This window comes from Amycolatopsis sp. H20-H5 (genome assembly GCF_035828755.1).
In the GTDB taxonomy this organism is placed as follows: Bacteria; Actinomycetota; Actinomycetes; order Mycobacteriales; family Pseudonocardiaceae; genus Amycolatopsis.
The window spans coordinates 12,213-37,543 of the sequence record NZ_JAYMZS010000012.1; the positions used below are offsets into that span (position 1 = coordinate 12,213).

A 25,331-nucleotide genomic window follows, 5' to 3' on the forward strand; every position below is an offset into this window, starting at 1 on the left:
AGTTGACTCTATCGATGGTATTTACTGCGTGCATGTCACTTTTTCTCTCCATGTCTCCCGCAGTCGCTACTGAATACGTCGACGGCCCTGCGCTAGCCGAAAACTTGACTAATAAAGTCAGTATTGACGGAATTAACCGACATCTGGTCGCTTTTCAGCGTTTCGCTGACGCAAATGAAGGAACCCGGATGGCGGGAAGCGGGGGCCACGCCAAGTCTGCCGATTACGTCGCGAGCGTACTCACCACGGCTGGATTCGCGGTAAGCAAACAGGAGTTTCCGTTCAGCTACTCCACCCGTGTCGACAGACTGAGCGTGGACGGCACCCAGATCCCGATCATCCGGATGTACGGCACCCCTTCGACATCGGCGGGTGGCGTCACGGCGCCGCTCGACGTGGTCGCCGTAGATGACACCAGCGGTTGCGGGACTTCAGACTACACGCCTGACGTCGTCGGCAAGATCGCCCTGATCAAGCGTGGCGGCTGCTCGTTCGCGCAAAAGCAGGTGTCTGCAGAGGCATCGGGTGCGGTCGGTGTGGTCATTTACAACAACACTGTTGGCGATCTCGACGCCTCACTCGGAGAACCGGCCGGCGGGATGATTCCCGCCGGTGGTGTGACCGCAGCAGCAGGTGCGCGACTGGCCGCGCTCGCGGGACAGCCTGTCACACTCGAGCTTCGTGTCGTCGTAGAAGAGAGGACCACCTTTAATGTCATCGCCGAGACCAAGGGCGGACGGAAAGACAACATCGTGATGCTCGGCTCGCACCTCGACAGCCGCTGGCGAGGACCGGGACTCAACGATAACGGTACAGGATCAGCGGCACTCCTCGAGACCGCTCTGCAACTGGGCGGCAACGCGAAGGTCGAAAATGCCGTCCGATTCGGCTTTTGGAGCGCAGAGGAATCCGGAGCGATGCCTCCCCCGGGCTCGATAGGTTTAGAGGGTTCAATTCACTACGTTCGTTCCCTGACGTTCGGGCAGCAGCTCGACATCGCGGCGTACCTCAACTTCGATATGCTCGGCTCGCCGAACGTCGGCTACTTCACCTATGACGGTGATAACTCCGATCTAGTTGGCGCAGGGCCCGGTCCATACGGCTCGGCTCAGATCGAGAGGACCTTAACCGATTTCCTGAAGAACGCTCATGGTGTTTCCGTTGAGGGTACGGACCTGTCAGGAGATTCGGACTACTTCCCGTTCAGTACCGTGGGGATTCCGGTTGGAGGTTTGTTCACCGGCGCGAACGAGATCGAGACCTCCGCGCAGGCCGCGAAGTGGAGTGGGATCGCCGGTGCGCCGTTCGACTCCTGTTTCCACCAAGCTTGTGACAACCTCGGCAACATCAATCGCGAAGCTCTCGATCGCAATGCCGACGCTGTGGCTTGGGCTGTCGGTATCTACGCGACCAGTACCGAAAGTATAAACGGCATCAAGCGTGGCGAGGCGAAGGAGACCACACAAAAAGCCGTCGAGCGCAGCAGCGAACGGAACCTGACCGAACCCGTTGGCGCTAGCCTCGATCTTGCGTGTAACGACTTTGCTTGAAACTTGTTGTGTGGGAGGGGTTGTGGGCCGACTGTCGTGTCGGCTGGCGGGTTCCGAAGTGAGCGGCAGGGCGTCGAGCACCGTGACGGTCTTCGGCGCGGCCGCGGACTCGGGGGCTTGGCGCGTGCCCAGTCGCCCAGTTCCTGCTCGATGACGGCGGAGCCGGGAGCGATGGTCACGTAGGCGACGGGGACCTCGCCGGAGTTGGCGTCAGGGCGGCCCACCGCGCCCGCGGCGGTGACCGCGGGGTGGGCGAGCAGGGCGTCCTCGATGAGTGCGGGGTCGATGTTGTGGCCACCGCGGATGATGAGTCCTTGGCGCGGCCGGCGAGGTACGCGAACCCGTCGGCATCTAGGCGGGCGAGGTCGCCGGTGTCCAGCCAGCCGTCGACGAGCTTGCCGAGGCCGTCGAGGACGTGGCCGTGCTCGTCCTGGCCGGTGACGTAGCCGGAGAACACCGCAGGGCCGCTGATCGCGAGAACGTCGGTGTGGCCGGGTGGGAGGTCTTCCCAGGTGCCGTCCTCGCGCACGCGCACGGTCTTCATCCGCTGGTAGGGCAACCGCTGACCGACCGAGCCGGGCCGGGGTGCGTCGGGGAAGCTGCGCGCGCTGGCACAGGTCGCTTCGGTCAGGCCGTAGCCTTCGACGAGCGTGATGCCGGGCGGGCCTGGAAGCTTTCGCGGACGGCGGCCAGCAGCGGAGAGGCCCCGACCATGGCGAAGCGCAAGCTGCTGCTGTCCGTGTTGACCGGGCACTGCGCGAGCACCGCGAAAACGGGTGGGGACCGCGCTCATCGTGGCCATCCGGTGGTGCTCGACGATCTTCCAGAACTCGCCGTAGAGCGGGACGTCGCGATAGCCCAGCGGTCCGGTCCGGGGCCGGTCCGGCGGTGCCGGTGGGCCGCAGGACCAGGGGGGAGTCGACGTGCCCGTTCTGGGCGACATCAGCGCGACCGCGTTCTGTCTGCGGACGCCGATCTCATGCAGCAGGTTCGCGTATCGGTGGACGTCGCCGAGCAGTTCGGCGAAGGTGTGCCGCACGGATTCGCGCCAGCGCGAGGCTTCCGGCAGCACGGTGATCGTGGTGCGGTCCGGCCAGGTGGCGGCGGCGCGGACCAGTTGAGCGTCGGCGGCAGGAGGGAACCGATGATTTCCAGGGGTTTCGGCGGGGCGGGCGACGCCGTGCCGACCGGGGTGCCGGTCAGGACGAGGTCGCCCGGGTCGAGCCGCTGGAAGCGGGCAAGGGCCCGGAGGGTCTCGGCGGGCCGGTAGATCGTGTCGGCGACCGTCCGGTCCTGACGGGTTTCGCCGTTGACGCTCAGTTTCAGCCGCAGGTCGGTGAACCGCCTGAGCTCGTCGGCGTCGAGCAGGACCAGCGCTGGCCCGGTGGGGGTGAACGCCGGGTAGGACTTGGCCTCGTAGAACTCGGTCTTGGGCAGCTGGATGTCGCGCGCGGAGATGTCGTTGGTCACCACCAGGCCCGCGACGTACCCGGCGACGTCGTCACCGATCGCCGTGCCGACCGGGATCTCCGTGCCGATGAGCAGGCCGACCTCGTCCGGAACCGCCGGGTACCTCCGCCCCGGCCCGCGACTTCCCGCCAGCGGATACGGCGTATCAGCGACTCAGATTCCCGCACACCTCGGCAAAGACTGATCGCAGCCACACGTGCTCGGGGTCGTGGGTGTGCAGGGGATGCCACCACAGGGCTTCCACCACGGGGACCGCGTCGAACGGGCAGGGCAGTGCGACCAGCCGCCCGTCGCGGGTGAGAGGTTCGGCGAGCAGACCCTGCACCAGGGCGAGGCGTTCGGTTCCGGCCAGGAAGAAAGGCAGCGTCAGGAAGCTCTCCACCACCACCTGCACCTGTGGTGCGAGTCCGAGCAGCTGCAACTGCCGCCCGGCGGCCGTGAACGCCGACGGCCCGTGGTAGGTGAAGACCCAGGGCAGCTCGGCCAGGTCGGCCATCGTCAGCCCGCGCCCGGCCACCGGATTGGCCCGATCGGCCAGGCATACCCATGAGTCGGTGAACAGGTCGGCCGAGGGCAGCTCGAAGAGGAACCCGTGCGGGAGAACCATCGCGTCCACTCCTCGCAAGCCGTCGGCGCCGGCCTCGATGTGCGCGGTCGTATGTTGCTCCAGGCGCAACGTGATGCCAGGCGATCGCCGCTGCAGGAGGTCAAGGACAGGCGGGCCGACCACGGCCATTGGATAGTCCGACGTCAGGACGGTGAACGTCCGCTCCGAACTCGACGGGTCGAACGCCGCTTCGCTGGCGAACACCCGCTCCACCCCGTTGAGCGCCACTGAAGTGCGCCTACGCAGCTGTACCGCGAGCGGAGTCAGTTCGTAGCTGTTGCCCACGCGGGCGAGCAGAGCGTCGTCGAAGTGGCGCCGCAGCCGTGCGAGCGCGGCGGACAGCGCGGGCTGCGAGAGCCCCAGCCGGGCGGCAGCCCGTGTCACCGACCGCTCTTCGAGCAGAACGTCGAGCGGCACGAGCAGGTTCAGGTCGAGGTTCGCGAGGTTCACCCGGTGCCCATCCATGAAGCTGATGATAGGTATCAGGATCTTCGGCTTCCCTGATACCGCTGACGGCGTCGAGAGTAGTCCTCGTCGACGTTGACGAAAGGACAGGCTGTGAATCCCGCACTCGCCCTCGGAACCGTGGCCGCCGCACAGGGGGACCCGTTCCCGGTACTCCTCGCCGACGAGCAGGTCCGCGACCTGTCCGAGTTCGCCGGCTCCGTGCACGAACTGCTTCAGCGCTGGGACGAGTTGTCGCCCCGGTTGCGCGAGCTCAGGGCTGGGGGGTCCTGGCGGCCGCTCGAGGGGCTGCGAGTGCTGCCTCCGCTGATTCCTGGGCAGATTCTGCAGGCTGGCGCCAACTACCGCACCCATGTGATCGACCTTGCCGTCAAGCACAACCCGGACCGCGACGAGGCGGCCGTGCGCGCGGAGACCGCCGAGATGATGGACCGCCGGGTCGCCGGGGGCGAGCCCTACTTCTTCATCGGCCTGACCTCCGCCGTCACCGGTCCGTACGACGACGTCGTGCTCCCCGCCTACTCAGAGAAGCACGACTGGGAGCTGGAACTGGCCGCGGTGATCGGCCGCGAGGCGTTCCGCGTTGACCGGGCCGACGCCCTGTCCCACGTCGCCGGTTACACCATTGCCAACGACCTGACGACCCGCGACCTGGTGTTCCGCAAGGACATGCCGGAGATCGGCAGCGACTGGTTCCGCGCGAAGAACGCACCGGGCTTCACCCCGCTGGGCCCCTGGCTGGTGCCCGCGGAGTTCGTCGAGGAGCACCCGCGGATCACGTTGCGGCTCAACGGCGAGCTGATGCAGGACGAGTCCACCAAGGACATGCTCTTCGACGTCGCCGCGCTCGTTTCGGCCGCCTCGCAGACCACGCCGTTGCGGCCCGGCGATGTCGTGCTCACCGGCAGCCCCGCGGGCAATGGCCTGCACCACGGCAGGCTGCTGCGCGCAGGCGACGTCATGACCGGCAGCATCACCGGCCTGGGCACCCAGACCACCCGCTGCGTGGCCCCGTGAACGCGCCACCGCTCGTCTTCGACCGCACGGACCCGGAAGGCGCCATCGCCGAGGCGGCGGCCCGGTGCTCGAACGCGGGCAGGTGGGGCGCGGACGACGTGCACGGCACGCTGAACTTCCTCACGCCCGAAGTGCGCGTGGCCGCGGCCACGCTGGTCCGCCGCGGTGTGTCGTTCTCCCTGGCGCAGGCCTTCGACGAACACGGGCCCCAGAAGGGCTGGCGGCGCCGGACCAACCCGGTGCACTCGATGACCGACACCGGCACCGACGCCGAATACGGCGACCAGGGCTTCCCACACGGCTTCGGCGGAGCCGACGACCTGGTGTCGATGCCGTTGCAGTGCTCGACGCAGTGGGACGGGCTCGGCCACATCTTCGATCACGGCCGCGCCTACAACGGACGCCGCGCGAGCGAGGTCGTCACCAGCGCCGGTGACGCCGTCACCGGGATCGAGACGGCCGCCGCCCTGATCGCGGGCCGCGGTGTCCTGCTCGACGTCGGCCGGGTCTTCGGCACGGACGGGAACGCCGAGCTGCCGGACGGGTTCGCCATCACGCCCGAACACCTCGACGCCACGGCCGAGGCCCACGGGATCACCGTCCGGCGCGGAGACCTCGTCTGCGTCCGCACCGGCCGTCTCGCCCGTGCCCGGCGCGAAGGCTGGGGCGACTACGCGGGCGGTGACTCGCCGGGACTGTCGTTCGCCTGCGCCGACTGGCTACACCAGGCCGAGCTCGCCGCGATCGCCACCGACACCTGGGGTTTCGAGGTGCGGCCCAACGAGTTCGACGGCGCTTTCCAGCCACTGCACCAGGTCGTGATCCCGCATCTGGGGCTGTACGTGGGCGAGATGTGGGACCTCGACGCGCTCGCCGCGGACTGCGCGGCCGACGGCGTCCACGCGTTCTGGCTCACCGCCGCGCCCATTCCGTTCACCGGCGCCGTCGGGTCGCCGGTCAACCCGCTCGCGGTCAAATGAGGCCGCAGGACAGGAGGGCGACGATGCCCGCAGCCGGTTCCGTCGCGGTGATCGGCGGGGGGATCGCGGGATTCGCCACCGCGATCCTGCTCGCCGAGGCCGGGGTCGCCGTCGACCTGGTCGAGGCCCAGCCGGACGTGCTCGCGCTCGGCTCGGGGATCACCTTGCAGGGCAACGCCTTGCGCGTGCTCCGGCGGCTGGGGATCTGGGACGGGGTGCAACGCGCCGGGTACGCCTTCGACACCCTCGGGCTGCGTGCGCCGGACGGGACGCTGCTGGCCGAGTTGCCCGACGCGCGCACCGGAGGCACGGAGCTGCCCGCCACCGTCGGGATGTACCGGCCGGACCTCGCCGCCCTGCTCACGAAGCGGGCCGCGGCGGTGGGGGTGCGGATCCGGACCGGAACCCGGCCCACGGCGCTGGCCCAGGACACCACCGGGGTCGACGTCATCTTCTCCGACGGTGTGCGGGGCCGCTTCGACCTCGTGGTCGGCGCGGACGGGGTGCGGTCGTGGACGCGGGAGGCGGTGGGCGTGCGGCTGCGTACCGAGCCGGTCGGCATGGGGATCTGGCGGGCGTTCACCCGGCGCCCGGAATCGGTCACCCGCACCGACCTGTACTACGGCGGCGCGAGCCATATCGCGGGCTACTGCCCGACCGGCGCCGATTCGCTCTACGCCTACATCGTCGAGGACGCGCAGGACCGTAGCGGCCTTGACGCCGGAGAGCGGCTCGCCACCCTGCGGGACCTCGCCTCGCACTACCACGGCCCCTGGGACGAGATCCGCGCCGCGCTCACCGATCCCGCCAGGGTCAACTACACCTGGTTCGAGTTCCACCTGCTCGACGGGCCGTGGCACCGCGGCCGCGTCGTGCTGATCGGCGACGCCGTGCATTGCTGCCCGCCGACGCTGGCCCAAGGCGCCGCGCAGGCGCTCGAAGACGCAGCCGTGCTCGCCGAACTGCTGCTGGCCGCGGACGAGGTCGGCGACGGGTTGTGGGCCGAGTTCACCGCCCGGCGCCTCGACCGGGCCCGTTCGGTGGTGGACGCGTCCGTGCAGCTGTGCCGGTGGCTGCTCGCGGGCGAGCGGGGCGACGTGCCGGGGCTGATGGCCGGGATCTCCGAGCGTGTGGCGGTGCCCGCGTGAACGGGCTGGTGACCGTCGACGTGCACGCCCACTGTTTCGTCGGGGAGATCGACGCCCTGGTCGCGGGAGCTCCCGGGCTCGCGCACCAGCAGGAGCTGGAGGCGCGGCGCAACGGGCCCGAATCGCTTGCGGTGTCAGGGGAGATGATCCGCGAGCGGATCCCGAAGCTCACGTCACCGGAGCGGCGTCTGTCCGATATGGACGGTTGTGCCGTCGACGTGCAGATGGTCTCGCCTTCGCCCTCTCACTACCACTACTGGGCGGACCCCGAACTCGCCGGGGCGATCTCGTACGCGGCGAACCGGGCGGTGGCCGCGATGGCCGCCGCCGAGCCGCAGCGCCTCGGCGGGTTCGGCCTGGTACCCCTGCAACATCCGGATCTGCTCGTGAAGAACTTGGATGACGCGCTGGGGCTGGGCCTGGCCGGGGTCGAGATCGGGTCGTACGCGCCCGGCGTCGAGCTGTCCGACGAGCGGCTCGAGCCGTTCTGGGCGCGCGCCGCCGAAACCGGGGCCGTGGTTTTCCTGCACCCCTTCGGTTGTTCCCTCGACGAGCGCCTCGATCGGTTCTACCTGTCCAACACGGTCGGGCAGCCGGTGGAAAACGCCGTGGCGCTGTCCCAGGTGATCTTCGCCGGTGTCCTGGACCGTCACCCGGAGTTGAAGATCCTGGCCGCGCACGGCGGCGGTTACCTGCCAGGGCACCTCGGCCGGTCCGACCACGCCTGGCGGGTCCGGCCGGAGGCCCGGCGCTGTGCCGAGCCGCCGTCGCACTACCTGCGGCGGCTGTGGTTCGACTCGCTCGTGCACTCCCGGTCGGTGTTGCGCGGGCTCGTGGAAGCCGCCGGGCCCGACCGTGTCCTGCTCGGCTCCGACTATCCGTTCGACATGGGGGCGGCCGACCCGCTGGCCGCGCTCGGCGCGGCGGACCTCGGTCCCGAGGTGTACGGCGCGATCGCCGGCGGGAACGCCGTGAAACTGGGGCTCCGGCCCGGAGAGGTGAACCGATGGACCGCCTGATCACCCATCTGCGCCACGTGGACCTTGGTGTGCCCGATCTCGCCCGCCAGCGCGAGTTCTACACCGGGAACTGGGGGCTGACCGAGGTCGAGACCGACAGCGGCCTGTCGTTCCTCGCCGCGGAGGGTTCGCCCGAGCAGTACGTCGTCCGGCTGCGCGAAACCGCCGACAAGCGGATCGACCTCATCGCCTTCGGCGCCGCGACCCGTGCCGACGTCGACACGTTGGCTGCCCGGCTCACGGCCGACGGCGTCACGCTGGTGTCCGAGCCCGGCGCGGTGAAGACCCCGGGCGGCGGATACGGGTTCCGGTTCTTCGACAACGAGGGCCGGACCGTCGAGGTTTCCGCCGAGGTCGGGCTGCGCGTCCATCGCCGGATCGAGGAGGCCGAGTCGATCCCGGTGCGGTTGTCGCACGTCGTGGTCAACTCCGCCGACCCGGAGGGCACGGTGGCCTTCTACGAGCGGCACCTGGCGTTCGTCACCTCGGACGTGCTGATGCACCCGAGAATGGGAAACATGATGTGGTTCCTGCGCTGCAACGACTGGCATCACAGCTTCGCCGTCGCCAGGGGCCCGCACCCGTCGCTGCACCACGCCAGTTTCGAACTGCGGGGCATCGACGAGTACCTGCGCGGGACCGGACGGCTGCTCCGCGCGGGAGTGGCGAAGATCTGGGGCCCTGGCAGGCACAAGGCGGGCAACAACACCTTCACCTACTTCCTCGACCCGACCGGGAACACCGTGGAGTACACGACAGAACTGGACCGGCTCGACGAGGACAGCTGGCACCCGGGGCTGCACGACTTCTCCGATCCCGCGGTCTCCGACCAGTGGGGCACCGCCAACGCGATGGACGAGTTCGTGGCGGCCAAGTCGTTCAACGACCTCGACCGGGGCCTGTTCGTGGCGCCGCCGGTATGAGCGGCGCAGGCGACCTCGCCGCCCAGGTCGTGTGGCTTGTCGACCGGGCACTGATCGCCGACCTGCTCGTCGAGTTCGCGCGGGCGCTGGACGAGCGTGACTGGGACGCGTACGCGGCGACCTACGCCGAGGACGGGGTGTTCCGGATCGGGGACGCCGCCTGGCTTGAAGGGCGCTCGGCCATCCGGGCCGCGACGGTGAGCGAACGGGGCTGCGGCGCCTACGCGGGCACCTGGCAAGGCTCGTCGAACCATGCGATCACGATCACCGGCGACACCGCCACCACCCGTTCGTACCTGCACGGCCTCCACCTGCTCGGCGGCGGTTCGGCCGACCACGCCGACGGTGCCGGCTGGTACGACTGCGCGGTGCGGCGGACCGCTGGGGGCTGGCGCTTCACCGACGTGCGGATCACTGAGGTCTGGCACGCGGGCGAACCGCTCAGGCACGTGACGTCTCTCGACCCCGCACAGCCGGACGCGCCGAAGTGAGGTTCGCGACCGTCGAGGAGCCCGATGGTTCTCTCCGCTGCGGTGTCGTGATGGACGGCGTGCTCCACCGCTGTCCGCACGGCGTCACGGTGCTCGACCTGCTGCGTGGCGACGGGCTGGCCGACGCCGGTGCGGCCGCGCTCGTTTCGGGCGACACCGTCGCGCTGGCCACGCGCCGGCTGTTGCCGCCGGTGGCCGCCCCGACCGTGCGCGACTTCGTCGCCTTCGAAGAGCACGTCGAGGGTGTCGTGCGGTCTGTGTCCGGAGCCGCCGGGGTCACCCCGGCCTGGTACGAGGCGCCGACGTTCTACTTCGCCAACCCGTACGCGCTCATCGGCGCGCACGACGACGTCCCGGTGCCGCCCGGGTGCTCGCTGCTGGACTTCGAACTGGAGGTCGCGGCGGTGATCGGCCGCTCTGGAGCCGACTTGACACCGGAAGCGGCCCGCGAGCACATCGCGGGGTACACGATCCTCAACGACTGGTCCGCCCGCGACCTCCAGCGCCGCGAGATGCAGGTGAACCTGGGCCCGTGCAAGGGGAAAGACTTCGCCAGCACCCTCGGCCCGGTGCTGGTCACCGCAGACGAGCTGGCTCCTTTCCTTACCGCTGAGGGCTTTCTGGAACTGGGGATGACCGTGCGGGTCAACGGCACCGAGATCGGCCGCGACCTGCTTTCGAACATGGCTTGGCCGTTCGAAGACCTGGTCGCCTACGCCAGCCGGGGCACCGAGGTGCGTCCCGGCGATGTGCTCGGCTCTGGCACCTGCGGCAACGGCGGCTGCCTCGCCGAGCTCTGGGGCCGGAGCGGGACACAGGTGCCGCCGGCACTGCGCCCGGGAGACGTCGTGACCATGACGGTCGAGGGCATCGGCACCATCGCCAACACCGTCGTCACCGGCTCCGCGGCCCCACCGGTCACCCCCGCCCGAAGCCGCCCCCGCTCTCGGGTTCCGGGAAGTCCCTGAAGGCCACCATGACGGCGTCTAACGCCGTCATGGTGGCCTTCAGAGACTTCGAAAACGGGCCGTAAAGGTTACGTCCCACGCCCACTCGTGGAGGCGGTCGAGCGTTCGCAGTGCCGGCTGACACGCACCTTCCGAAGGCGCCCGGCTTGCTGCGCGGCGCCCAGTACGGCGCGTTGGAGCTGCTCGACGCGGGCTTCTTGTCACCTCACGACGGCCGGTCCGCGAGGCTTTTGTCACCGTGGTGAGCCTCGGTTCGGCGAAGTCGAAATTTTGTCACGCCGATACAGTATTGCCGCCTTTCTTGTACGACGCGCTCTCTATCTCCGTTAGCCCGTTCGGTGGAAAGGTCGGTCGTGGCCGTCTCGGGCACGACGCCCACTGCCGGACTTTTCGCCTGGCGCACGCCAGGGCTTTGTTACGTCGTCCGGGTAGCAGGGAGGAAAACCCTGAGTCGGCGTAACTCGGCGGAGCGGTGACGACCGCGCCCTCTCTTTTTGCCCGCACGGCCACTGTCCGTCCAGCCTGGAGGAAGGCGAATGTCAGCCATGACCGTACTTCTCAACCCGCCTGGTCCAGCCAGGAAACCCCACCAGCACTCCTTGTCCAGGGGGTGGCGCGCCACCCTCACCGTCTTTTTCGCGGCGGCGCTGGCGCTGAGCACGGGCACGGTGACGGCGGAGGCCGCCGCCAACCCGTATGAACGCGGACCGGCGCCGACCGTCGCCAGCGTCGAGGCCTCGACGGGGACGTTCGCCATCGCGACGGCCACTGTCTCGCGCTCGAGTGTGTCGGGCTTCGGCGGCGGCACGATCTATTACCCCACGAGCACCAGCGAGGGCACCTTCGGCGCGGTGGCGCTTTCGCCGGGGTTCACCGCCTCACAATCCAGCGTCGCGTGGTTCGGTCCGCGGCTGGCGTCCCAGGGTTTCGTCGTGTTCACCATCGACACGACGAGTCCCTTCGATCAGCCGGCCAGCCGTGGCAAGCAACTGCTCGCCGCACTGGACTACCTGACCGGGCAGAGCGCGGTGCGGTCTCGGATCGACAGCACGAGGCTCGGTGTGGGTGGCCATTCCATGGGCGGGGGCGGAACGCTGGAGGCGGCCCGCTCGCGGCCGTCATTGCAGGCGGCTGTGCCGCTGGCAGGCTACGACACCACGAAGAACTGGTCGAGCGTGTCGGTCCCGACCTTGCTCGTCGGCGCCCAGTCCGACACGACCGCCCCGGTGTCCTCGCACTCGATCCCGTTCTACACCAGCCTTCCGTCTACTTTGGACAAGGCGTATCTGGAACTGAGGGGCGCCAGTCACTCCGCTCCCACCAGGTCGAGCACGACCGTCGGCAAGTACGTGCTGTCCTGGTTCAAGCGGTTCATTGACAACGACACCCGGTACGAGCAGTTCCTATGCCCGTTGCCGACCGCGAACACGGCGATCTCCGACTATCGCGGCAACTGCCCCCACACTTCGTCCTGAGGCTTGCTTGCCGGGTCCCCGTCGCGCCGCGGGGGCCCGGCTTCCCGGCGCGCCGGGAAGCTCAGTGGGGATGGACTCGCTTGCGGCCACCGGCCGGGTTCGGCGCAGCCGATGGACGTGCAGGACGAGGTGCATGTCCAGGCGCTCCGACGGGTCGTCGAGCCGATCTGGCTGGACGCGTCGGCGAAGCCCGCGAAGTGGTGTCGTAGGTGTTGTTCGCGGGCTCGGGGCCCGAGCCGGATTTTCGGCGATCCTGACGATGTTATTCGTCACCGAGTGCCAAACCTTGTTCCGTATCGAAGGCTGATGATGGACTTCGATAGAACTGAACAACACCCCTGGAGCGCTGGATGGCTCACATTCCCCCTGCATGCTCAGTGCAGCTCTCGCCGTCGCCGCGGTGATCACCGCGCTGTCGGTCGTCGAGCCGACGGCCCAGGCCGCCGCCGACGATTTTTACGCTCCAGCGCCTTCGCTCCCGGCCGGGCAGAACTGTGACGTCGTCAAGACCTTGCCCTCGACGTACACCAGTCGCGGCGGCGCTGCGGGAGGTGTGTCGCCGAGTGCGCCTGAGGGAATCGCCGGCTCTTCGCAGGGAGGTGGCACTGCGGCCGAACTCGCATCGAGGTACGCACCGGAGCTCACCGTCGTCGGTAGGCACGCCGGTTTCGAGGGGTTCACGATTGCCGGGGTCAACGCCGCCTATTCCGAGTTGAATCTCGCTGACATGACCTACGAGCAGAGCAAACAGGCACTCCAGCGATTCCGTGGCTATTGTACTCTGGTCGCGGTACTCGGTTTAGCGTTCAAGAACAGTGTGACGCTGACCTTAGACGGCAGGCCGGTGTCTGCTCACCTTCCGCAGGAGCCCTGCGCCTCGGTGATCGCGGCACACGGTGTCTTCCTGCTCTTCGCTCACGCGTTGTCCGCCTCCGCCGCCGCGACCGACGGTGCCAACTGGTTCGCCGCCCAGTTTGCTGGGCAAACGCCCAGATCGAACTGCGGAAAATTCTGACAAAGAGAAAAGGAAAATTATCATGGATCTTCGCACATGCGTTACGACGCTCACATGCTCGGCGACGCTCGTCTGCGCCGCGGGTGTTGCGTTCGCCGTGCCCGCTGCAGCGGCCGTGTCCGCCGCGTGCTCCGACGTCGACGTCGTGTTTGCACGTGGCAGCGGCGAATTTCCGGGTCTCGGCATCACCGGCACGCCTTTTGTGAACTCGGTCAAGTCGCAACTGGCAGGTAAAAGCGTCTCGTCCTACGCGGTGAACTACGCCGCAGACCTGGCACAGACCAGTGCGGGAGCCGGGGCCACCGACATGACGAACCACGTGACGAGCACCGCTGCCAGCTGCCCGGCTACGCGGTTCGTCATCGGCGGTTACTCGCAAGGTGCCAGCGTCACCGACATCGCGGTAGGGATCCAGACGAGCCTCGGCAGCGGCAAGGTCATCCCGACCGAACTCGCATCACGGGTGGCGGCTGTCGGCGTGTTCGGCAATCCGTTGCGGCTCTTCCGGCAGAACATTCCGCAGAACAGCCCGCTGTACGGTGCGAAAGCCATCGATCTGTGCAACACCGGCGATCCGGTCTGTGGTGCCGGTGTCAACTTCTTGGCACACCTGACTTACGGTTCGAACGGCAGTACGACGACCGCGGCCACCTTCGCGGCTGGCAAGGTGAACAGCTAAGTGCACGCCTGACGACGGGCCGTGGTTCTCACTACTGAAACAGGCCACGGCTCGTTGTCAGGCAACACGGTGATCCCACCGTGAATTCCCGCTGGTGGGGGGAAGCGTGCCGATGAGAAATTCTGCCGTTGTTTTCCTGGTCGATGACCACGGCCATACCGGGCGACCGGGACAGGCTGTTGAGCGGCTGCCGCATCCGTGGGTTTTCCGAATCCGGTCCGGGTTGCGTTCGAGGAGGTGGGCGGACCAGGTTCCCGCGACTCCGCGCTATTCGCATTTTGCGGAACTTATCTGCGCAAAATGGGTAGGATCGCGAGCGAAGCTCGAGTAAGTTATATTGCTAATATCGTGATTGTTGCGGTGTCCAGGCCGCGCACGTCGCGCCTGTAGGCCTTGTAGTAGGTCTCTGTCGCGAGGTGGTTCCGGGGATGCCGGGCTCGGTGGTGGCGCTCACCACCGAAGAGCGTGCCGCGATCTGTGGAACCCGGCGGCGGGCGCGGGCGTGAGTGGATGCCGTGCCGCCGGGCTGGGATGGCCCGGCGTGCAGCCTCCACTGCACGGCGAGCCATCTCGGCTGTCTTCGTCGGTCGAGGGTATCGGGGCGGGCACGGTCAATGTAGAAGGTCAGGCAAACTGAATACAGTATGGCCAGATTGCATGCAATACTGTGCCCATGGCCCGGCCACCGCTGCGCAACGACCTCATCGAGGAGATCACTACCCGCGTGCTAGACGGCCGGCTCGCCGCCGGCGCCCGGGTCAACGAGGTGCACCTGGCCCGCGAGCTGAGCGTCAGCCGAACGCCGCTGCGGGAGGCGCTGATCGGGCTCGCCGGCCGCGGTCTGCTGACGGCCGAACCGGGTCGGGGGTTCCTGGTGCCGCCATTCGATCCGGACGAGGCTCGGCGGCTCTACACGCTGCTGGCCGAGCTCGAAGCGCTCGCGCTGCGCTGGACGTCGCCGCTGGAGCTGGCCGGGCTGCCGGACGCGGTCGACGCCGTCGCCGACGAGATGGTCGCGGCGCTGGAACGCGGCGCAGATCTGTCCGAAGTGGACGACCGGTGGCACGCGCTGCTGCTGTCCCGCTGCCCGAACCCGCACCTGCTGCGGCTGATCGAGCAGACCAAGCCGCTGCTCAAGCGGTACGAATGGTGTTACTTCGGCGGCGTGCCCCGCGCTGGGGAGAGCATCGGCGAGCATCGCCGGATCGCCGCGGCGCTGCGCGAGGGCGACCTCTCGGCCGCGTCCGCAATGCTCGTCCGTAACTGGGTGAGCACCGTGGCCTTCCTGCGGAAAGACAACGGCGACCAGTGTGCGTCCGAGTGACTCGCCTCTCGGCGGCATTGGCTGTGCGGCACCTCGCGGCCAGTGGAGGGTCTGGGCGCGGTGAGATCGTCCGCCAGGTGTGCTGAGGTGGCTGGCGCCGAAGATACTGGGGTCACCTGTGCCGAGGTGGGTGACGGTCACGAGCCCGAGATCCGCTGCCGGGTTCCGCTCCGGATGCATGGGAAAGAGGGTCGCCGGTGCGGGAACCCGGGCGGGGTTCGGGACACTGCTGGTTTCACCGGGACCGTGATCGTACTGGGTGTGCTGCGATGGGCGCGGTTCGTACTGCTCACCGCGCGATTCTTCGGTCGGCGTGCATCATGATTGCGGAAAGACTTCTGCAAATTTCGGATTGGCGGCTGGAGATTGGACCGGCGGCAATCCTATTCGTAATGATTGGGCGATTTGTACGTTTAAGCACGCCAGGGCTTTTGTGTTCCTTGCGGTCTGGTGGTCGCAGTGGTCGGTTATCCCGGCAGGTGAGAGCTTCGCGCTGCTGAGCCAGCGAGACGGCGGCACTCAGCCTCTTCTTCACTGTGCTCATCTGTTGCTCCGCCTGTATTGCGGGCGCGGACCCGACGGGCCTCGCTCCCGCGGGTCGCATCGCAACAGTAGCGTTTGCACCCTCTGTTCAGTGCTTCGGGAAGAGGGCGCAAACAATGCAGTTCACCATTACTACTCTGATTGGGGTTCTTGACCGTGGCTCGTTCCGATGGCCTGGTCTCTGCTCCCGTGGCACCGCGGGGCGGTACATATCAGACATGTCCGCTGCCGTAAATTCGTTTGCTGGAAGCATTCAGTGGTGTTGCCGGGCAGTGTCAGCAAGCCGATGAACCCGCCGATCTCGCCGGTTGCCGGTTCTCGTGTGCCCACGAAGCCCGCGGGGTCGCCCGCGTCAGCACCGGATCGCATATTACTGCCGAGCAGTGAGGCCGTGGCGAGTTCAGGGGTCCGATGCCGGCCCGAAGACAACTCCTCGACACGGTCAGTGAGACGCCCCGTGATCGTCTGTCCACTTGCGTGCCAGGGTCTGTCGTGAACCATGCTCCCATCCTGACAGTGAACGTCAACCAGCATGGTGGGCCCTGCTCGCCTTCAGCATGTTGCGGACACCCACTTCGGCAAAAGCGAACTGTCGGTCGGCGCGAGGTGCTGGGTAACATTCGCCGGGTCGGCGGGGTCGCCTACCCGGTCGTCCTGCCGGATGCGGAACGCCCGAGAGGAGTGCCGGTGACTCGGCGAACCCGCACTTGAACTTCGGCTTCGGCTTCGGACGCCATTACTGCCTGGGCGCACAGCTGGGTGCCGCCATGCTGGCGGTCGGCCTGGTCACGCTCCTGCGCAGGTTTCCCGCGTTGAGACTGGCGGTGCCGGAGACCGAACTGCGCTGGCGGCACGGGATGGCGGTCCGCGGCCCGGTGGAACTGCCGGTCAGCTGGTGAGGATCCGGTCGGCAAGGTCCAGGCGGTTCTTCGCACGACCGGCTTCCGTGGCTCTTCGGCCAGCGATCGCACGACGGCGCGGACACCGCCGGAACGAGCACGACGACGGAGGGATGGCATGAGCAGCGCGATCGTGGTCGGCGGTGGGCCCAACGGGCTGGCCGCGGCCGTTGCCCTGGCTCGCGAAGGGGTGGACGTCACCGTGCTCGAGGCCGCCGACGAGGTTGGCGGCGGCGCTCGGTCGAGCGAGGCCATCATGCCCGGCCTGGTGCACGACCACTGCTCGGCCTTCCACCCGATGGCCGTGGGCTCGGCGTTCTTGCGAGAACTGGGACTTGACCAGTACGGGCTGTCCTGGGCGTGGCCCGAGATCGACTGCGCACATCCGCTCGATGGTGACGACGCGGCTCTGCTGTACCGGTCGGTCGAAGCCACGGCGGCGGGGCTTGCCGGCGACGGCGTTCGCTGGTCGCGTGCGTTCGCCCGGCCGTCGGCGAAGTTCGACACGCTGGCCGAGAACATCATGGGACCTCTCCTGCGCGTGCCCAAGAACCCGTTGACACTGGCACGGTTCGGGCTGCCGACCCTGGTGCCAGGCTCGGTCTTCACCCGCTTCTTCGCGACCGAAAAAGCGCGAGCGCTGTTCGGCGGCATCGCCGCGCACGCGTTCCGGCCACTGCACTATCCGATGACCGCTGCGATCGGGTTGGGCATCGTCACGGCGGGCCACCGTCACGGCTGGCCGGTCGCCGTGGGTGGCTCCGGCGCGATCACCACCGCACTGGCTCTTCTGCTGCGGGAACTCGGGGGGAGGATCGAGACCGGCGTCCGGGTGCGGTCGGCAGCCGAGTTGCCCCCCACCGATCTGACGATGTTCGACCTCGCACCGGATGCGGTCGCGGAGATCCTCGGTGATCGCCTGCCGCGGCGGGTCGCCCAGGCTTACCGCGCGTACCGGCACGGCCCGGGTGCGTTCAAGGTCGACTTCGCCGTCGAGAGCGGGGTGCCGTGGATGAACGACCAAACGCACCGTGCCGGGACGGTCCACCTCGGCGGACCGTTTGAAGAGGTCGCGGCGGGCGAGCAGGAGATTCACCGCGGCCGGATGCCCGAGCGGCCCTTCGTCCTCGTAGGTCAGCAGTACCTGGCAGACCCCGGAAGGTCCGCGGGCGACGTCCATCCTTTGTGGACTTACGCACACGTCCCGCACGGGTACACCGGGGATGCCACAGAGGCGATAATCCGCCGGATCGAACGGTCTGCCCCGGGCTTCCGTGACCGGATCGTCGGGACCGCGGTCCGCTCGACCACAGAGCTGGCCCGGTACAACCCGAACTACGTCGGTGGCGACATCATGACCGGCTCCAAGGACATCCGGCAACTCGTGTTCGGTCCGCGCACCACCCTGTGGCCATACCACGTCCGTATCCCCGGTATGTACCTCTGCTCGGCGGCCACTCCGCCAGGCCCGGGAGCACACGGGATGTGCGGCGCGAACGCCGCCGAAGCCGCGCTGCGCTATCTGCGGCGGATCGGCTGAAGTGGCTGCGGCTCGGTTCCCTGCTAGCAGGCGGAGCGGGCACGTCGTCCGCGCTTCACCGACGTGCTGAGGCACGTCGAACGCTGGCCCCGTGCGTCTCTGGGGGCGTCGCGCGCACGGGGCCGGCGGTCAGGTCGGTGTGGTTGGGTTCAAGCCCGGTGGCACCGACTGCCGGTAACGCTACGCGCGAGGTTTGCCGGGAAGCTACCGGCAGTCGCCCAAGACCGGCTCCGCCAACGGCGGACGGGCTCCCGTAAAACAGCGGACAGCCGCCTGCCATTGCGCGGATTTTCATCGCCTGTGCTTACTTGACAGTATTGAGTCAAGGTTCGCAGTGAACATGGCGTCCAAGTTACGAGGTCGTGAATTATCCGCCTTCGTCTGCTGGCCGAGCCGAAATCTGGCCGCCCTCGGCAATCCGTGCTGCCGATGATTATGGCAGCGTCCGAAAATCAGCCACATCCTGAGGTTCGATGTCGGCCGCCGAATGTACTGTGCGCTCGTTTTCCGGAGATCGCGGAGTGCGCGGACGTGCAGGTATGCGGTCTGCTGATGGTCGGGGTACTTGTGGTCACTGGCGGGAGTGGGAGCTATGTTCGAATTTGCGCCTTGGGCAGGGTTCAATTGTGCTGCCTGCGCCGGACATGGTTGCGATCAAGAAATCCTCAGCTTTTCGGTGGATGTGGCGTGGAAATCACTCACCTAACCTGAGTCCACTCTTAATCCGGTAAAGGTTCACGAAGGGAATGCCATAATGAAGGCCATTGAAGCTTCTGCCAAGGTCAACGCCGATAAGCTCAGCCCCCTGGTTTATGCCGATGGATCTCAGCTGATCGCCTGCACGCCGGCCCTTGTCGGCGCGGCGGTTTTCGCGGCGGCCACCTACGTGGCGGTCGCCTTCCGGACCGGCTACGACGCTGCGGCGGACCAGCACGACGCTGTCGACCCCGGCAGCGAGCAGATGACCGTGGGTGACCTGCTGCACGTCCTCCGCGAGTCGCGCTGACGAGAACATTTGTCCTGACAGCTGGCCAATTCTCTGCCATCCCTGGCAGAGAGCCATTTCAGAAAAGGTAGATGACATGAACCGAATCGAAAGTGCCGCCGGCCTGCACGCTGCGGACCTCACGCTGATGGAAGCCCAGCTTCCTTCGTCGGGAGTGAGCTGCACGCCCACGGTCGCGCTCGCTGTCCTGGTCGGTACCGCCGCCGGTTACGCCGTTTGCCGTGCCATTCTCGCGGCGGTCGACCCCAACGTGCCGGATTCGCCGGGACAGGTGGCCGAAAACGGGATGCCGGTGGGCGACCTGCTGCACACCCGGCATGCCGCGGTCGCCAGCATCTAGTTGGCGCGGCTTCACAAGCATCAGGACGGGTTTCCTGCCATAGGGTGCCAGCAGGGCCGAACCCACGCTTGGCTGCGCGATGGGACCAAGTGCCGACGCGACAGTCAACGAGAGAATCGCCGAATTTCCTGGTGTGCCGGAGAGTGTCAGGCACCTCCGGCACACCAGGTGGTCACCATCGCGTCCGGCTAAGGTGAGGTGAAGGTTGTCGAACAAGAGCGTTGAGCGGATCGAGCGTACGCTGCGAGAGACAGAGGTCGTCGCGGCCACCGGGATCATCCTCAGTTCTTTGGAATACCTGTGCCAGCCCCAGGTGTTCGAAAAGAAGGGCGGGTTGCTGAGTTGGGACGTCGGCCGTACACGTTTGCGGTCCACAGCGCATCGCAGGGCGGACTTCCTCGACGCGGCGTTCAACCCCCCGGGGATCCACGCGCTGGTCGCTCTCCGGCTCACCGCCGCGGTTCTCTCGGCTGTTCCCGGAACGAGTTCTCGGGTGCGGGCCACCGCTGCGTCGTATCTCGCGGTGACCAACGTGGCAATGCATGTCCGCAACTCCTACGGTGGCGACGGATCCGACCACATGAACGTGCTGGTGCACTCCGCGCTCTCGGTCGCGCGGTGGTTCCCCAACGACAAGCGCGTCCAGGAGATCACCACACTCTTCCTCGCCGCGCAGGTTTGCCTGTCCTACGCCGCCGCCGGTGCCGCGAAGCTGATTTCGCCCTACTGGCGTGATGGCACGGCGATGTCGGGGATCTTCCGAACACGTACCTATGGGCACCGACTTGCCCACAACCTGCTGGCCAAGTATCCGGCGCTGGCCAAGGTCGGCGGCTGGGGAGTGATCGCCGGCGAGCTTTCCTTCCCCCTGGTCCTGGTGGCCAACAAGCCGATAGCCAAGGCGCTGCTGGCCACCGGAACCGCCTTCCACATCGGCAACGCCGTGTTCATGGGGCTCAATCGCTTCGTCTGGGGCTTCGGCGCGGGTTACCCGAGTATCGGCTACCACGCTCGAGCCCTGTCGAAAGCAGCGGTCAAGTGATGAGGGGCACGGTGAGCCGACCACAGGTGGGCTGGGCGCCGGTCTCCGGTACTCGGTGTAGCGGCAGTGAAGGTGAGGTCGGGCCATGAAACGCGCCTTCGAGATGCCCGCCGCGATCGGACTGGTCGCGCTTGCCGGTGCGGCGGCGGTGATCGGCGGTCGGCGGTCGGCGGTTCGCCAGGACCATCGTGATGACGAGCTGTTTCCAGGTATCGGCTCGCGGGTCGAAGTCGGCGATCTGCTGATGCACGTGCGTGTCCTCGGCCAAGAACATCGCGGCCTGCCGACGGTGGTGTTCGAAAACGGCATGTCGTCGCCGCTGGAACTGTGGGGCTGGATCCAGCCGGAGGTCGCCGAGGTCACCCGCACGGTTGCCTACGACCGCGCGGGACTCGGGTGGACTCCCTCTCACAAGTCATCGCCCACCGCCGAACAGGTATCGACCGACCTCGAGCGGCTGCTCGAGGTTTTGGACTGCCCGGGGCCCTACATTCTCGTAGGCCACTCCTTTGGTGGTCTGCTCATCCGTCACTTCGCTCATCGAAGGCCCGACCAGGTGGCCGGCCTGGTGTTGGTCGATTCGGCCCACCCAGACCAGTTCGACCGCTCGTCGCGACAACGGCTCGGACTTTCGCCGACGCTCAGCATCACCCGCCAGCGCGCTATGTTGATGTCGTTCGGTTTGGCGAGGAAGAAGTCTGCCGAAGAAACCTCGTCGTTGACCAAGGGGTTGCCCGGGGAACTGGTCGCCCCGGCCAAGGCGCGTTTGCGGTCGGCCCGCACCTGGCGAGGCACCGCGGCGGAAATGACCGCCTGGGTGGAGCACATCAACCCGGAGATCCGCAAGGTCGTGACGCCGGCGCACTGCCGGCTGGCGGTCGTCACGGCGGGTGCCTCTGTCGAGGCCGACCCGATCCATGGTGTCCTTCAGGAGGAACTCGCCGGGCTCGTGACCGGGAGCAAGCACGAAATCCTGGCGAACGCCGAGCACATGGGTCTGCTCACTGATCGTGAAAACGGCCACCTGGTGGCAAAGGTCATTGAAGAGATGGTGCTGTCTTTCGGGGGCAAGCAGCCGTCGCAGCAAGGAGCATAGGATGACACACTCGGTTGGCAAGCGTGTTGCCGAAGTGGTCGTGGGTGCCTTCTTCGGGTCTTGGTTTTTAGCGACGTTCTTGTCCCAGGACCCGCGGCGCAAGTTCGAGAAGATTCGGCAGCAGGACCGGACCGGCGCCATCATTCCGGACTGGAGGTTTTTCGCCCCTCGTCCTGGTATGCACGACAATCACGTGCTCACGCGCGACGAACTGCCCGACGCCTCCATGACGGAATGGCGAGAGGTGACGAGCCCGCGGGACCGCAAGCTGCTGGACGCAGTCTGGTTCGTCGGGCGACGTGGTGAAAAGGCAATCACGGACGCCGCGTCCGGTTTGATGATGTTCACTGCGAACAATACGGAAAAGAAGGAAGCCATCCAGGTGACCATTCCGTACTTGACTCTTCTGAACTACATCACGCACGGAATAGATCACCACCCGGACGCCAAGCGCACACAGTTTCTCATAGCCACCTCGGATGGCTATGCGGAGCAGGAAGAGCCGACGATGATGTTCCTGTCGAACTTGCATCCGATTGACTAAGGCAGGGCGTGTCGATGTGCCGCGGGGCTGACGCGATCCGGGTGCGCGTTCTTCTTTGTGCGCCACTCGACGCGGACGCGGAGAATTGGCGCCAGGTGCTGCGATCGGCTCCCGACATCGTGTCGGTGACCGGCGTCACGGACACGCTCGAATTCGCCCCGCACGAAGTTGCGGAAGTGAAGACCGTTGCGGTCGTGCATCGCAGTGCCGGCCGGAAGGCCATTGAGGGGTTGGCCGCGTCCGTTCGGGAGTCCCGTGGTGGTGTCATCGTTTTCGGTGAAGGGGTGGAGGCGGTAGCGGAGAGCCTGTTCGCCCTTGACGCCGGCGCGTACGGCTACATCGGCGCCGATCGGCCGGTCGAACAGTTCGTCACGGCGATCCGTGCCGTGGCCGGTGGTTACGTCTTCATGCCTGCCGGGCAGTTGAATTTCCTCGCCGATAGGATCGCTGACCTCCCCACGGTTAAGCGGGACCTGGTGAACAGTCGCAAGCTGACGCGCCGGGAATTCGATGTGCTCGGCGGCATGGCGCGCGGACACTCGAACGCCGAGATCGGCCGGAACCTGTTCATCTCGGAATCGACCGTGCGTACTCATGTGCTGGCGATCTTGCGCAAGCTGGGTGCGCGCAACAGAACGGAGGCCGTGCTGCTCGCGGGTGGAGCCGGAATTCGGCCGAACACTAAGTGAATCGTTTCAGCATCTTCGCAACGCGGGCACTGTCCTTTGAATTAGGTATTTTGGTGGAGTCGCCACGGTTTGTGACGATGCTACTGTTCTGATCAGCGGCCAGTCGGAGTCGACAGCAACGTTGCTGTCAATGTTTCCTTGATTTGATTGCTGTTGCAACGGAAACGCCATGCTCGGTGAATTCGGTCGCCAGTTGGGAAGGAGAAGCATCGTGAACCGTATTGAGGTCGCTGTTTCGCGTCAGGTTTCCGCTGGAGCCATCACCCCGCTTGAGCCGGGTACCGGTATCGACCCGGTCGCCTGTACACCCGTCACGTTCGCCGCGATTTCGCTTGCTGCGGCGGTTTGCGCGTACTACGCAATCCGGGACTGCGGCGCTGGCTACATGGAGCTTGACGGGAACGTCGACATGGGCGGAATGGAGCGCGGAGCAGACCAGATGTCGGTTGGTGACCTGACCGATGTGATGCGTTCTTCCACCGCACGGTAGCCGAGGTATCTGTTCCTCGGTAACAATAGTGAATTGTGGCAAAGGAGAAGTCCGTGAATCGTGTTGAAGTATCCGCCGCGAAGTTGGTGCCGACCGGAATCATTTCTCCGCTTGAATGCGGTGCCGGTGTGACGCCGGTCTCCTGTACGCCTATCGCGCTCGCCGCGGTCGCGGTCGCCGCGGCGGCGTGTGCGTACTACGCAGTCCGGGACTGCAGTACGGGCTACATGGACGAACGGAACCTCGAGGTCAATCGAGAGCAGGTCGGAGCGGAGAATCTGTCCGCAGGTGATTTGATCGACGGGATGCGCTCCGTATTTGCCGGGTAGTCGCCGACGGCGGTCTGCGGATTCACGACGAGCCGGTACGCGACGGAAGTCGGTCCCGGGGCAATGAAGTGGGCGGCCATCGGGTCGCGGGCCGTGGCTTGAGAAGAAGTCCCCGGTCCGCGACTCGAGGTGCCCTCGATGGGTTTGACAGGGTGGAATATGCGAAGCCGTTTGACGACATCGGTGCTGGGACAGATCGGCGCGGGTGAGGTGGAGCCGCTCGAAGTTCTCGTGCGGCCAGGGTACTTCGATGGTGACGACGCGGCAGCCGGGGCCGCGACCGCGGCGGTCGCGGTCACCGTGGGCGGCGGGGCCTGCGGACACCAGGCCCGGGGCGATGGATTTTCCGATCTCGGCGCGTTGTCGAGCAGCTCGTTGATCGAACTGAAGCGTAGTGCGGCATAGAGACATCGGAGCTCGGTGGTGCGGCCCAGCGGCCGCTCCGCCGAGCGACGATCTTGTTCCTGGTCGGATCATGGTTACGAGGCCCTTCGAAGGGCCGCACGGGGAGAGGGCGTGCCAATGGCCGCGAGGCCGTCAGTAGCCGGCGTATCGCTGCAGGACCTTCGGGAGGCGCTCAGTGCGGCTTTCCCGGCCACCAAGACCTCCGATCGATCGAGCTATTCGCGGGAAGACTGGTTGTTGCTCGGACAGCTCGGCTTGCTGGGCGCCTCGGTTCCGGCGAAGCTGGGCGGAGGCGGCCTGAACGCCCAAGCGACGGCGGAGCGGTTCGCGGTCGCCGGCGAGGTCGGACACGACACCGGCTTGCTGTTCGCCGCGGCCGCACAGCTGTTCGCTTGCGCGATGCCGTTGGCCGAGTCCCGCCCGACCGAGGTGATTGGGCGATGGCTGGCCGCGATGTGCGCGGGTGACGCGATCGCCGGGAACGCCATGACCGAGGCGGACGCCGGTTCCGACACCTCGCGGATCGCGACCACCGCCACCCGCGTCGGAGGCGGCTATGTGCTGGAGGGAACGAAAAGCTGGGTCAGCAACGGCCCGGTGGCCGACGTGTATCTCGTCTACGCCAAAACCGACGTGACGGCGGGCCATCTGGGTATCACGGCGTTTCTTGTCGAGCGAACTGACGACGGTGTGCGGCCCGGCCGTGCCCACGAAAAGGCCGGGCTGCGGTCGTGCCCGGCCGGCCCCCTGGACTTGCGGAGCTGTTTCGTGCCGGATGAGCGCGTGGTGGGCCCGGCCGGTGCGGGCGCCGCGCTGTTCGCTCGCTCGATGCTGTGGGAGCGCACCTGCCTTTTCGCCATTTACGTCGGTCTCCAGCAGCGCCTGGTCGACCGCTGCGTGGCCCACGCCAGGAGCAGGCGCCAGTTCGGCCGGCCCATCGGCGACTTCCAGGCGGTCGCTGACCGGATCGTGGGGATGAAGCTGCGCCTCGAGACCGGGCGGCTGCTGCTGCGGCGGGCCGGTGCGGCTCTGGACGAGGAACCAGACGGTGCCGAGGACGTCGCCGGCTGGGTCGCCATGGCCAAGCTCACGATCTCCGAGGATGTCGTGGCCTCCGCGCTGGACGCGGTGAATCTGTTCGGTGGTGCCGGTTACCTGCGCGACGAGCTGGTGGAGCTGGTGCTGCGCGACAGTCTGCCCGCCACCATTTTTTCCGGTACTTCGGATATTCAGCGCCGCGTCATCGCGCGAGGGCTGGGCCTGTGAACCTTCGGGAT

Annotated in this window: 25 protein-coding genes and 3 pseudogenes; 24 read left to right on the top strand and 4 right to left on the bottom strand. The window is 67.0% G+C overall.

What is annotated here, in order from left to right; translation table 11 throughout:
- The first annotated feature begins 32 nt into the window (after positions 1-32).
- Positions 33-1,550: a M28 family peptidase gene (locus QMK34_RS09280; protein WP_326413294.1), complete on the top strand. Its 1,518-nt coding sequence runs from the start codon at positions 33-35 to the stop codon at positions 1,548-1,550.
- 176 nt (positions 1,551-1,726) lie between these two features.
- On the opposite strand, the pseudogene QMK34_RS09285 reads toward QMK34_RS09280, so the two are convergent.
- From QMK34_RS09285 to QMK34_RS09300, 4 genes and pseudogenes are all read right to left on the bottom strand, one after another.
- Positions 1,727-1,774, bottom strand: a pseudogene (locus QMK34_RS09285) (hypothetical protein); the annotation flags it as partial.
- Between the two features lie 278 nt (positions 1,775-2,052).
- A pseudogene (locus tag QMK34_RS09290) lies at positions 2,053-2,493 on the bottom strand (AMP-binding protein); the annotation flags it as partial.
- Complete coding sequence (locus QMK34_RS09295) at positions 2,493-3,152, bottom strand: fumarylacetoacetate hydrolase family protein (RefSeq protein WP_326413393.1); 660 nt, start codon at positions 3,150-3,152, stop codon at positions 2,493-2,495. The pseudogene QMK34_RS09290 and the gene QMK34_RS09295, both read right to left, overlap by 1 nt.
- Positions 3,153-3,165: 13 nt before the next feature.
- Entirely contained in the window at positions 3,166-4,092 is a 927-nt protein-coding gene (locus QMK34_RS09300) for a LysR family transcriptional regulator (RefSeq protein WP_326413295.1), read from the bottom strand.
- A 93-nt stretch (positions 4,093-4,185) separates the two neighbouring features.
- Here QMK34_RS09300 and QMK34_RS09305 point away from each other — a divergent pair, with 93 nt between their 5' ends.
- The 23 genes and pseudogenes from QMK34_RS09305 (at position 4,186) to QMK34_RS09420 (ending at position 25,320) form a co-directional block, all read left to right on the top strand.
- Positions 4,186-5,109, top strand: coding sequence for a fumarylacetoacetate hydrolase family protein (locus QMK34_RS09305; protein WP_326413296.1), 924 nt, complete (start codon positions 4,186-4,188; stop codon positions 5,107-5,109).
- Positions 5,106-6,089, top strand: a complete 984-nt coding sequence (locus tag QMK34_RS09310) for a cyclase family protein (RefSeq protein ID WP_326413297.1) — start codon at positions 5,106-5,108, stop codon at positions 6,087-6,089. The genes QMK34_RS09305 and QMK34_RS09310 overlap by 4 nt, the downstream gene beginning before the upstream one ends.
- A 23-nt stretch (positions 6,090-6,112) precedes the next feature.
- Positions 6,113-7,237 (top strand): FAD-dependent monooxygenase, encoded by a 1,125-nt coding sequence (locus QMK34_RS09315; protein WP_326413298.1) that lies wholly within the window; start codon positions 6,113-6,115, stop codon positions 7,235-7,237.
- Positions 7,234-8,256, top strand: a complete 1,023-nt coding sequence (locus tag QMK34_RS09320) for an amidohydrolase family protein (RefSeq protein WP_326413299.1) — start codon at positions 7,234-7,236, stop codon at positions 8,254-8,256. The genes QMK34_RS09315 and QMK34_RS09320 overlap by 4 nt, the downstream gene beginning before the upstream one ends.
- The gene (locus tag QMK34_RS09325; RefSeq protein ID WP_326413300.1) at positions 8,244-9,179 is read left to right on the top strand and encodes a VOC family protein; all 936 of its coding nucleotides are present in this window, start codon (positions 8,244-8,246) and stop codon (positions 9,177-9,179) included. Before QMK34_RS09320 ends, QMK34_RS09325 begins: the two co-directional genes overlap by 13 nt.
- A complete protein-coding gene (locus QMK34_RS09330; protein ID WP_326413301.1) occupies positions 9,176-9,670 on the top strand; it encodes a nuclear transport factor 2 family protein in 495 nt (164 codons plus the stop codon). Before QMK34_RS09325 ends, QMK34_RS09330 begins: the two co-directional genes overlap by 4 nt.
- Complete coding sequence (locus QMK34_RS09335; protein WP_326413302.1) at positions 9,667-10,638, top strand: fumarylacetoacetate hydrolase family protein; 972 nt, start codon at positions 9,667-9,669, stop codon at positions 10,636-10,638. The genes QMK34_RS09330 and QMK34_RS09335 overlap by 4 nt, the downstream gene beginning before the upstream one ends.
- Before the next feature lie 545 nt (positions 10,639-11,183).
- Positions 11,184-12,113 (top strand): poly(ethylene terephthalate) hydrolase family protein, encoded by a 930-nt coding sequence (locus QMK34_RS09340; protein ID WP_326413303.1) that lies wholly within the window; start codon positions 11,184-11,186, stop codon positions 12,111-12,113.
- A gap of 400 nt (positions 12,114-12,513) precedes the next feature.
- A complete protein-coding gene (locus tag QMK34_RS09345) occupies positions 12,514-13,128 on the top strand; it encodes a hypothetical protein (RefSeq protein ID WP_326413304.1) in 615 nt (204 codons plus the stop codon).
- A gap of 22 nt (positions 13,129-13,150) precedes the next feature.
- Complete coding sequence (locus tag QMK34_RS09350) at positions 13,151-13,807, top strand: cutinase family protein (RefSeq protein WP_326413305.1); 657 nt, start codon at positions 13,151-13,153, stop codon at positions 13,805-13,807.
- A gap of 673 nt (positions 13,808-14,480) precedes the next feature.
- Positions 14,481-15,131, top strand: a complete 651-nt coding sequence (locus tag QMK34_RS09355; protein WP_326413306.1) for a GntR family transcriptional regulator — start codon at positions 14,481-14,483, stop codon at positions 15,129-15,131.
- Positions 15,132-16,378: 1,247 nt separating this feature from the next.
- Positions 16,379-16,573 (top strand): annotated as a pseudogene (locus tag QMK34_RS09365) (cytochrome P450); the annotation flags it as partial.
- Between the two features lie 118 nt (positions 16,574-16,691).
- Entirely contained in the window at positions 16,692-18,113 is a 1,422-nt protein-coding gene (locus tag QMK34_RS09370) for a phytoene desaturase family protein (protein ID WP_326413307.1), read from the top strand.
- A gap of 754 nt (positions 18,114-18,867) precedes the next feature.
- On the top strand, positions 18,868-19,119 hold the full coding sequence (locus QMK34_RS09375) for a hypothetical protein (protein WP_326413308.1): 252 nt from the start codon (positions 18,868-18,870) through the stop codon (positions 19,117-19,119).
- A gap of 76 nt (positions 19,120-19,195) precedes the next feature.
- Entirely contained in the window at positions 19,196-19,459 is a 264-nt protein-coding gene (locus QMK34_RS09380; protein ID WP_326413309.1) for a hypothetical protein, read from the top strand.
- 205 nt (positions 19,460-19,664) lie between these two features.
- On the top strand, positions 19,665-20,501 hold the full coding sequence (locus QMK34_RS09385; RefSeq protein WP_326413310.1) for a hypothetical protein: 837 nt from the start codon (positions 19,665-19,667) through the stop codon (positions 20,499-20,501).
- Between the two features lie 85 nt (positions 20,502-20,586).
- A complete protein-coding gene (locus tag QMK34_RS09390) occupies positions 20,587-21,597 on the top strand; it encodes an alpha/beta hydrolase (protein ID WP_326413311.1) in 1,011 nt (336 codons plus the stop codon).
- Between the two features lies 1 nt (position 21,598).
- Positions 21,599-22,141, top strand: coding sequence for a hypothetical protein (locus QMK34_RS09395; protein ID WP_326413312.1), 543 nt, complete (start codon positions 21,599-21,601; stop codon positions 22,139-22,141).
- Positions 22,142-22,182: 41 nt separating this feature from the next.
- Complete coding sequence (locus tag QMK34_RS09400) at positions 22,183-22,830, top strand: response regulator transcription factor (protein WP_326413313.1); 648 nt, start codon at positions 22,183-22,185, stop codon at positions 22,828-22,830.
- A 211-nt stretch (positions 22,831-23,041) separates the two neighbouring features.
- On the top strand, positions 23,042-23,320 hold the full coding sequence (locus QMK34_RS09405; protein ID WP_326413314.1) for a hypothetical protein: 279 nt from the start codon (positions 23,042-23,044) through the stop codon (positions 23,318-23,320).
- 53 nt (positions 23,321-23,373) lie between these two features.
- Positions 23,374-23,649, top strand: coding sequence for a hypothetical protein (locus QMK34_RS09410; RefSeq protein WP_326413315.1), 276 nt, complete (start codon positions 23,374-23,376; stop codon positions 23,647-23,649).
- Positions 23,650-23,787: 138 nt separating this feature from the next.
- Positions 23,788-24,054, top strand: coding sequence for a hypothetical protein (locus QMK34_RS09415; protein ID WP_326413316.1), 267 nt, complete (start codon positions 23,788-23,790; stop codon positions 24,052-24,054).
- A 15-nt stretch (positions 24,055-24,069) separates the two neighbouring features.
- Entirely contained in the window at positions 24,070-25,320 is a 1,251-nt protein-coding gene (locus QMK34_RS09420; RefSeq protein WP_326413317.1) for an acyl-CoA dehydrogenase family protein, read from the top strand.
- Positions 25,321-25,331: the final 11 nt, after the last annotated feature.

Bases quoted from the DNA above. Each gene is read 5' to 3' on its own strand.
- QMK34_RS09280 (WP_326413294.1), top strand. From the start codon at position 33: ATGTCACTTTTTCTCTCCATGTCTCCCGCAGTCGCTACTGAATACGTC.
- QMK34_RS09300 (WP_326413295.1), bottom strand. From the start codon at position 4,092: ATGGATGGGCACCGGGTGAACCTCGCGAACCTCGACCTGAACCTGCTC.
- QMK34_RS09315 (WP_326413298.1), top strand. From the start codon at position 6,113: ATGCCCGCAGCCGGTTCCGTCGCGGTGATCGGCGGGGGGATCGCGGGA.
- QMK34_RS09325 (WP_326413300.1), top strand. From the start codon at position 8,244: ATGGACCGCCTGATCACCCATCTGCGCCACGTGGACCTTGGTGTGCCC.
- QMK34_RS09330 (WP_326413301.1), top strand. From the start codon at position 9,176: ATGAGCGGCGCAGGCGACCTCGCCGCCCAGGTCGTGTGGCTTGTCGAC.
- QMK34_RS09340 (WP_326413303.1), top strand. From the start codon at position 11,184: ATGACCGTACTTCTCAACCCGCCTGGTCCAGCCAGGAAACCCCACCAG.
- QMK34_RS09350 (WP_326413305.1), top strand. From the start codon at position 13,151: ATGGATCTTCGCACATGCGTTACGACGCTCACATGCTCGGCGACGCTC.
- QMK34_RS09355 (WP_326413306.1), top strand. From the start codon at position 14,481: ATGGCCCGGCCACCGCTGCGCAACGACCTCATCGAGGAGATCACTACC.
- QMK34_RS09370 (WP_326413307.1), top strand. From the start codon at position 16,692: ATGAGCAGCGCGATCGTGGTCGGCGGTGGGCCCAACGGGCTGGCCGCG.
- QMK34_RS09375 (WP_326413308.1), top strand. From the start codon at position 18,868: ATGAAGGCCATTGAAGCTTCTGCCAAGGTCAACGCCGATAAGCTCAGC.
- QMK34_RS09380 (WP_326413309.1), top strand. From the start codon at position 19,196: ATGAACCGAATCGAAAGTGCCGCCGGCCTGCACGCTGCGGACCTCACG.
- QMK34_RS09390 (WP_326413311.1), top strand. From the start codon at position 20,587: ATGAAACGCGCCTTCGAGATGCCCGCCGCGATCGGACTGGTCGCGCTT.
- QMK34_RS09395 (WP_326413312.1), top strand. From the start codon at position 21,599: ATGACACACTCGGTTGGCAAGCGTGTTGCCGAAGTGGTCGTGGGTGCC.
- QMK34_RS09415 (WP_326413316.1), top strand. From the start codon at position 23,788: ATGGGTTTGACAGGGTGGAATATGCGAAGCCGTTTGACGACATCGGTG.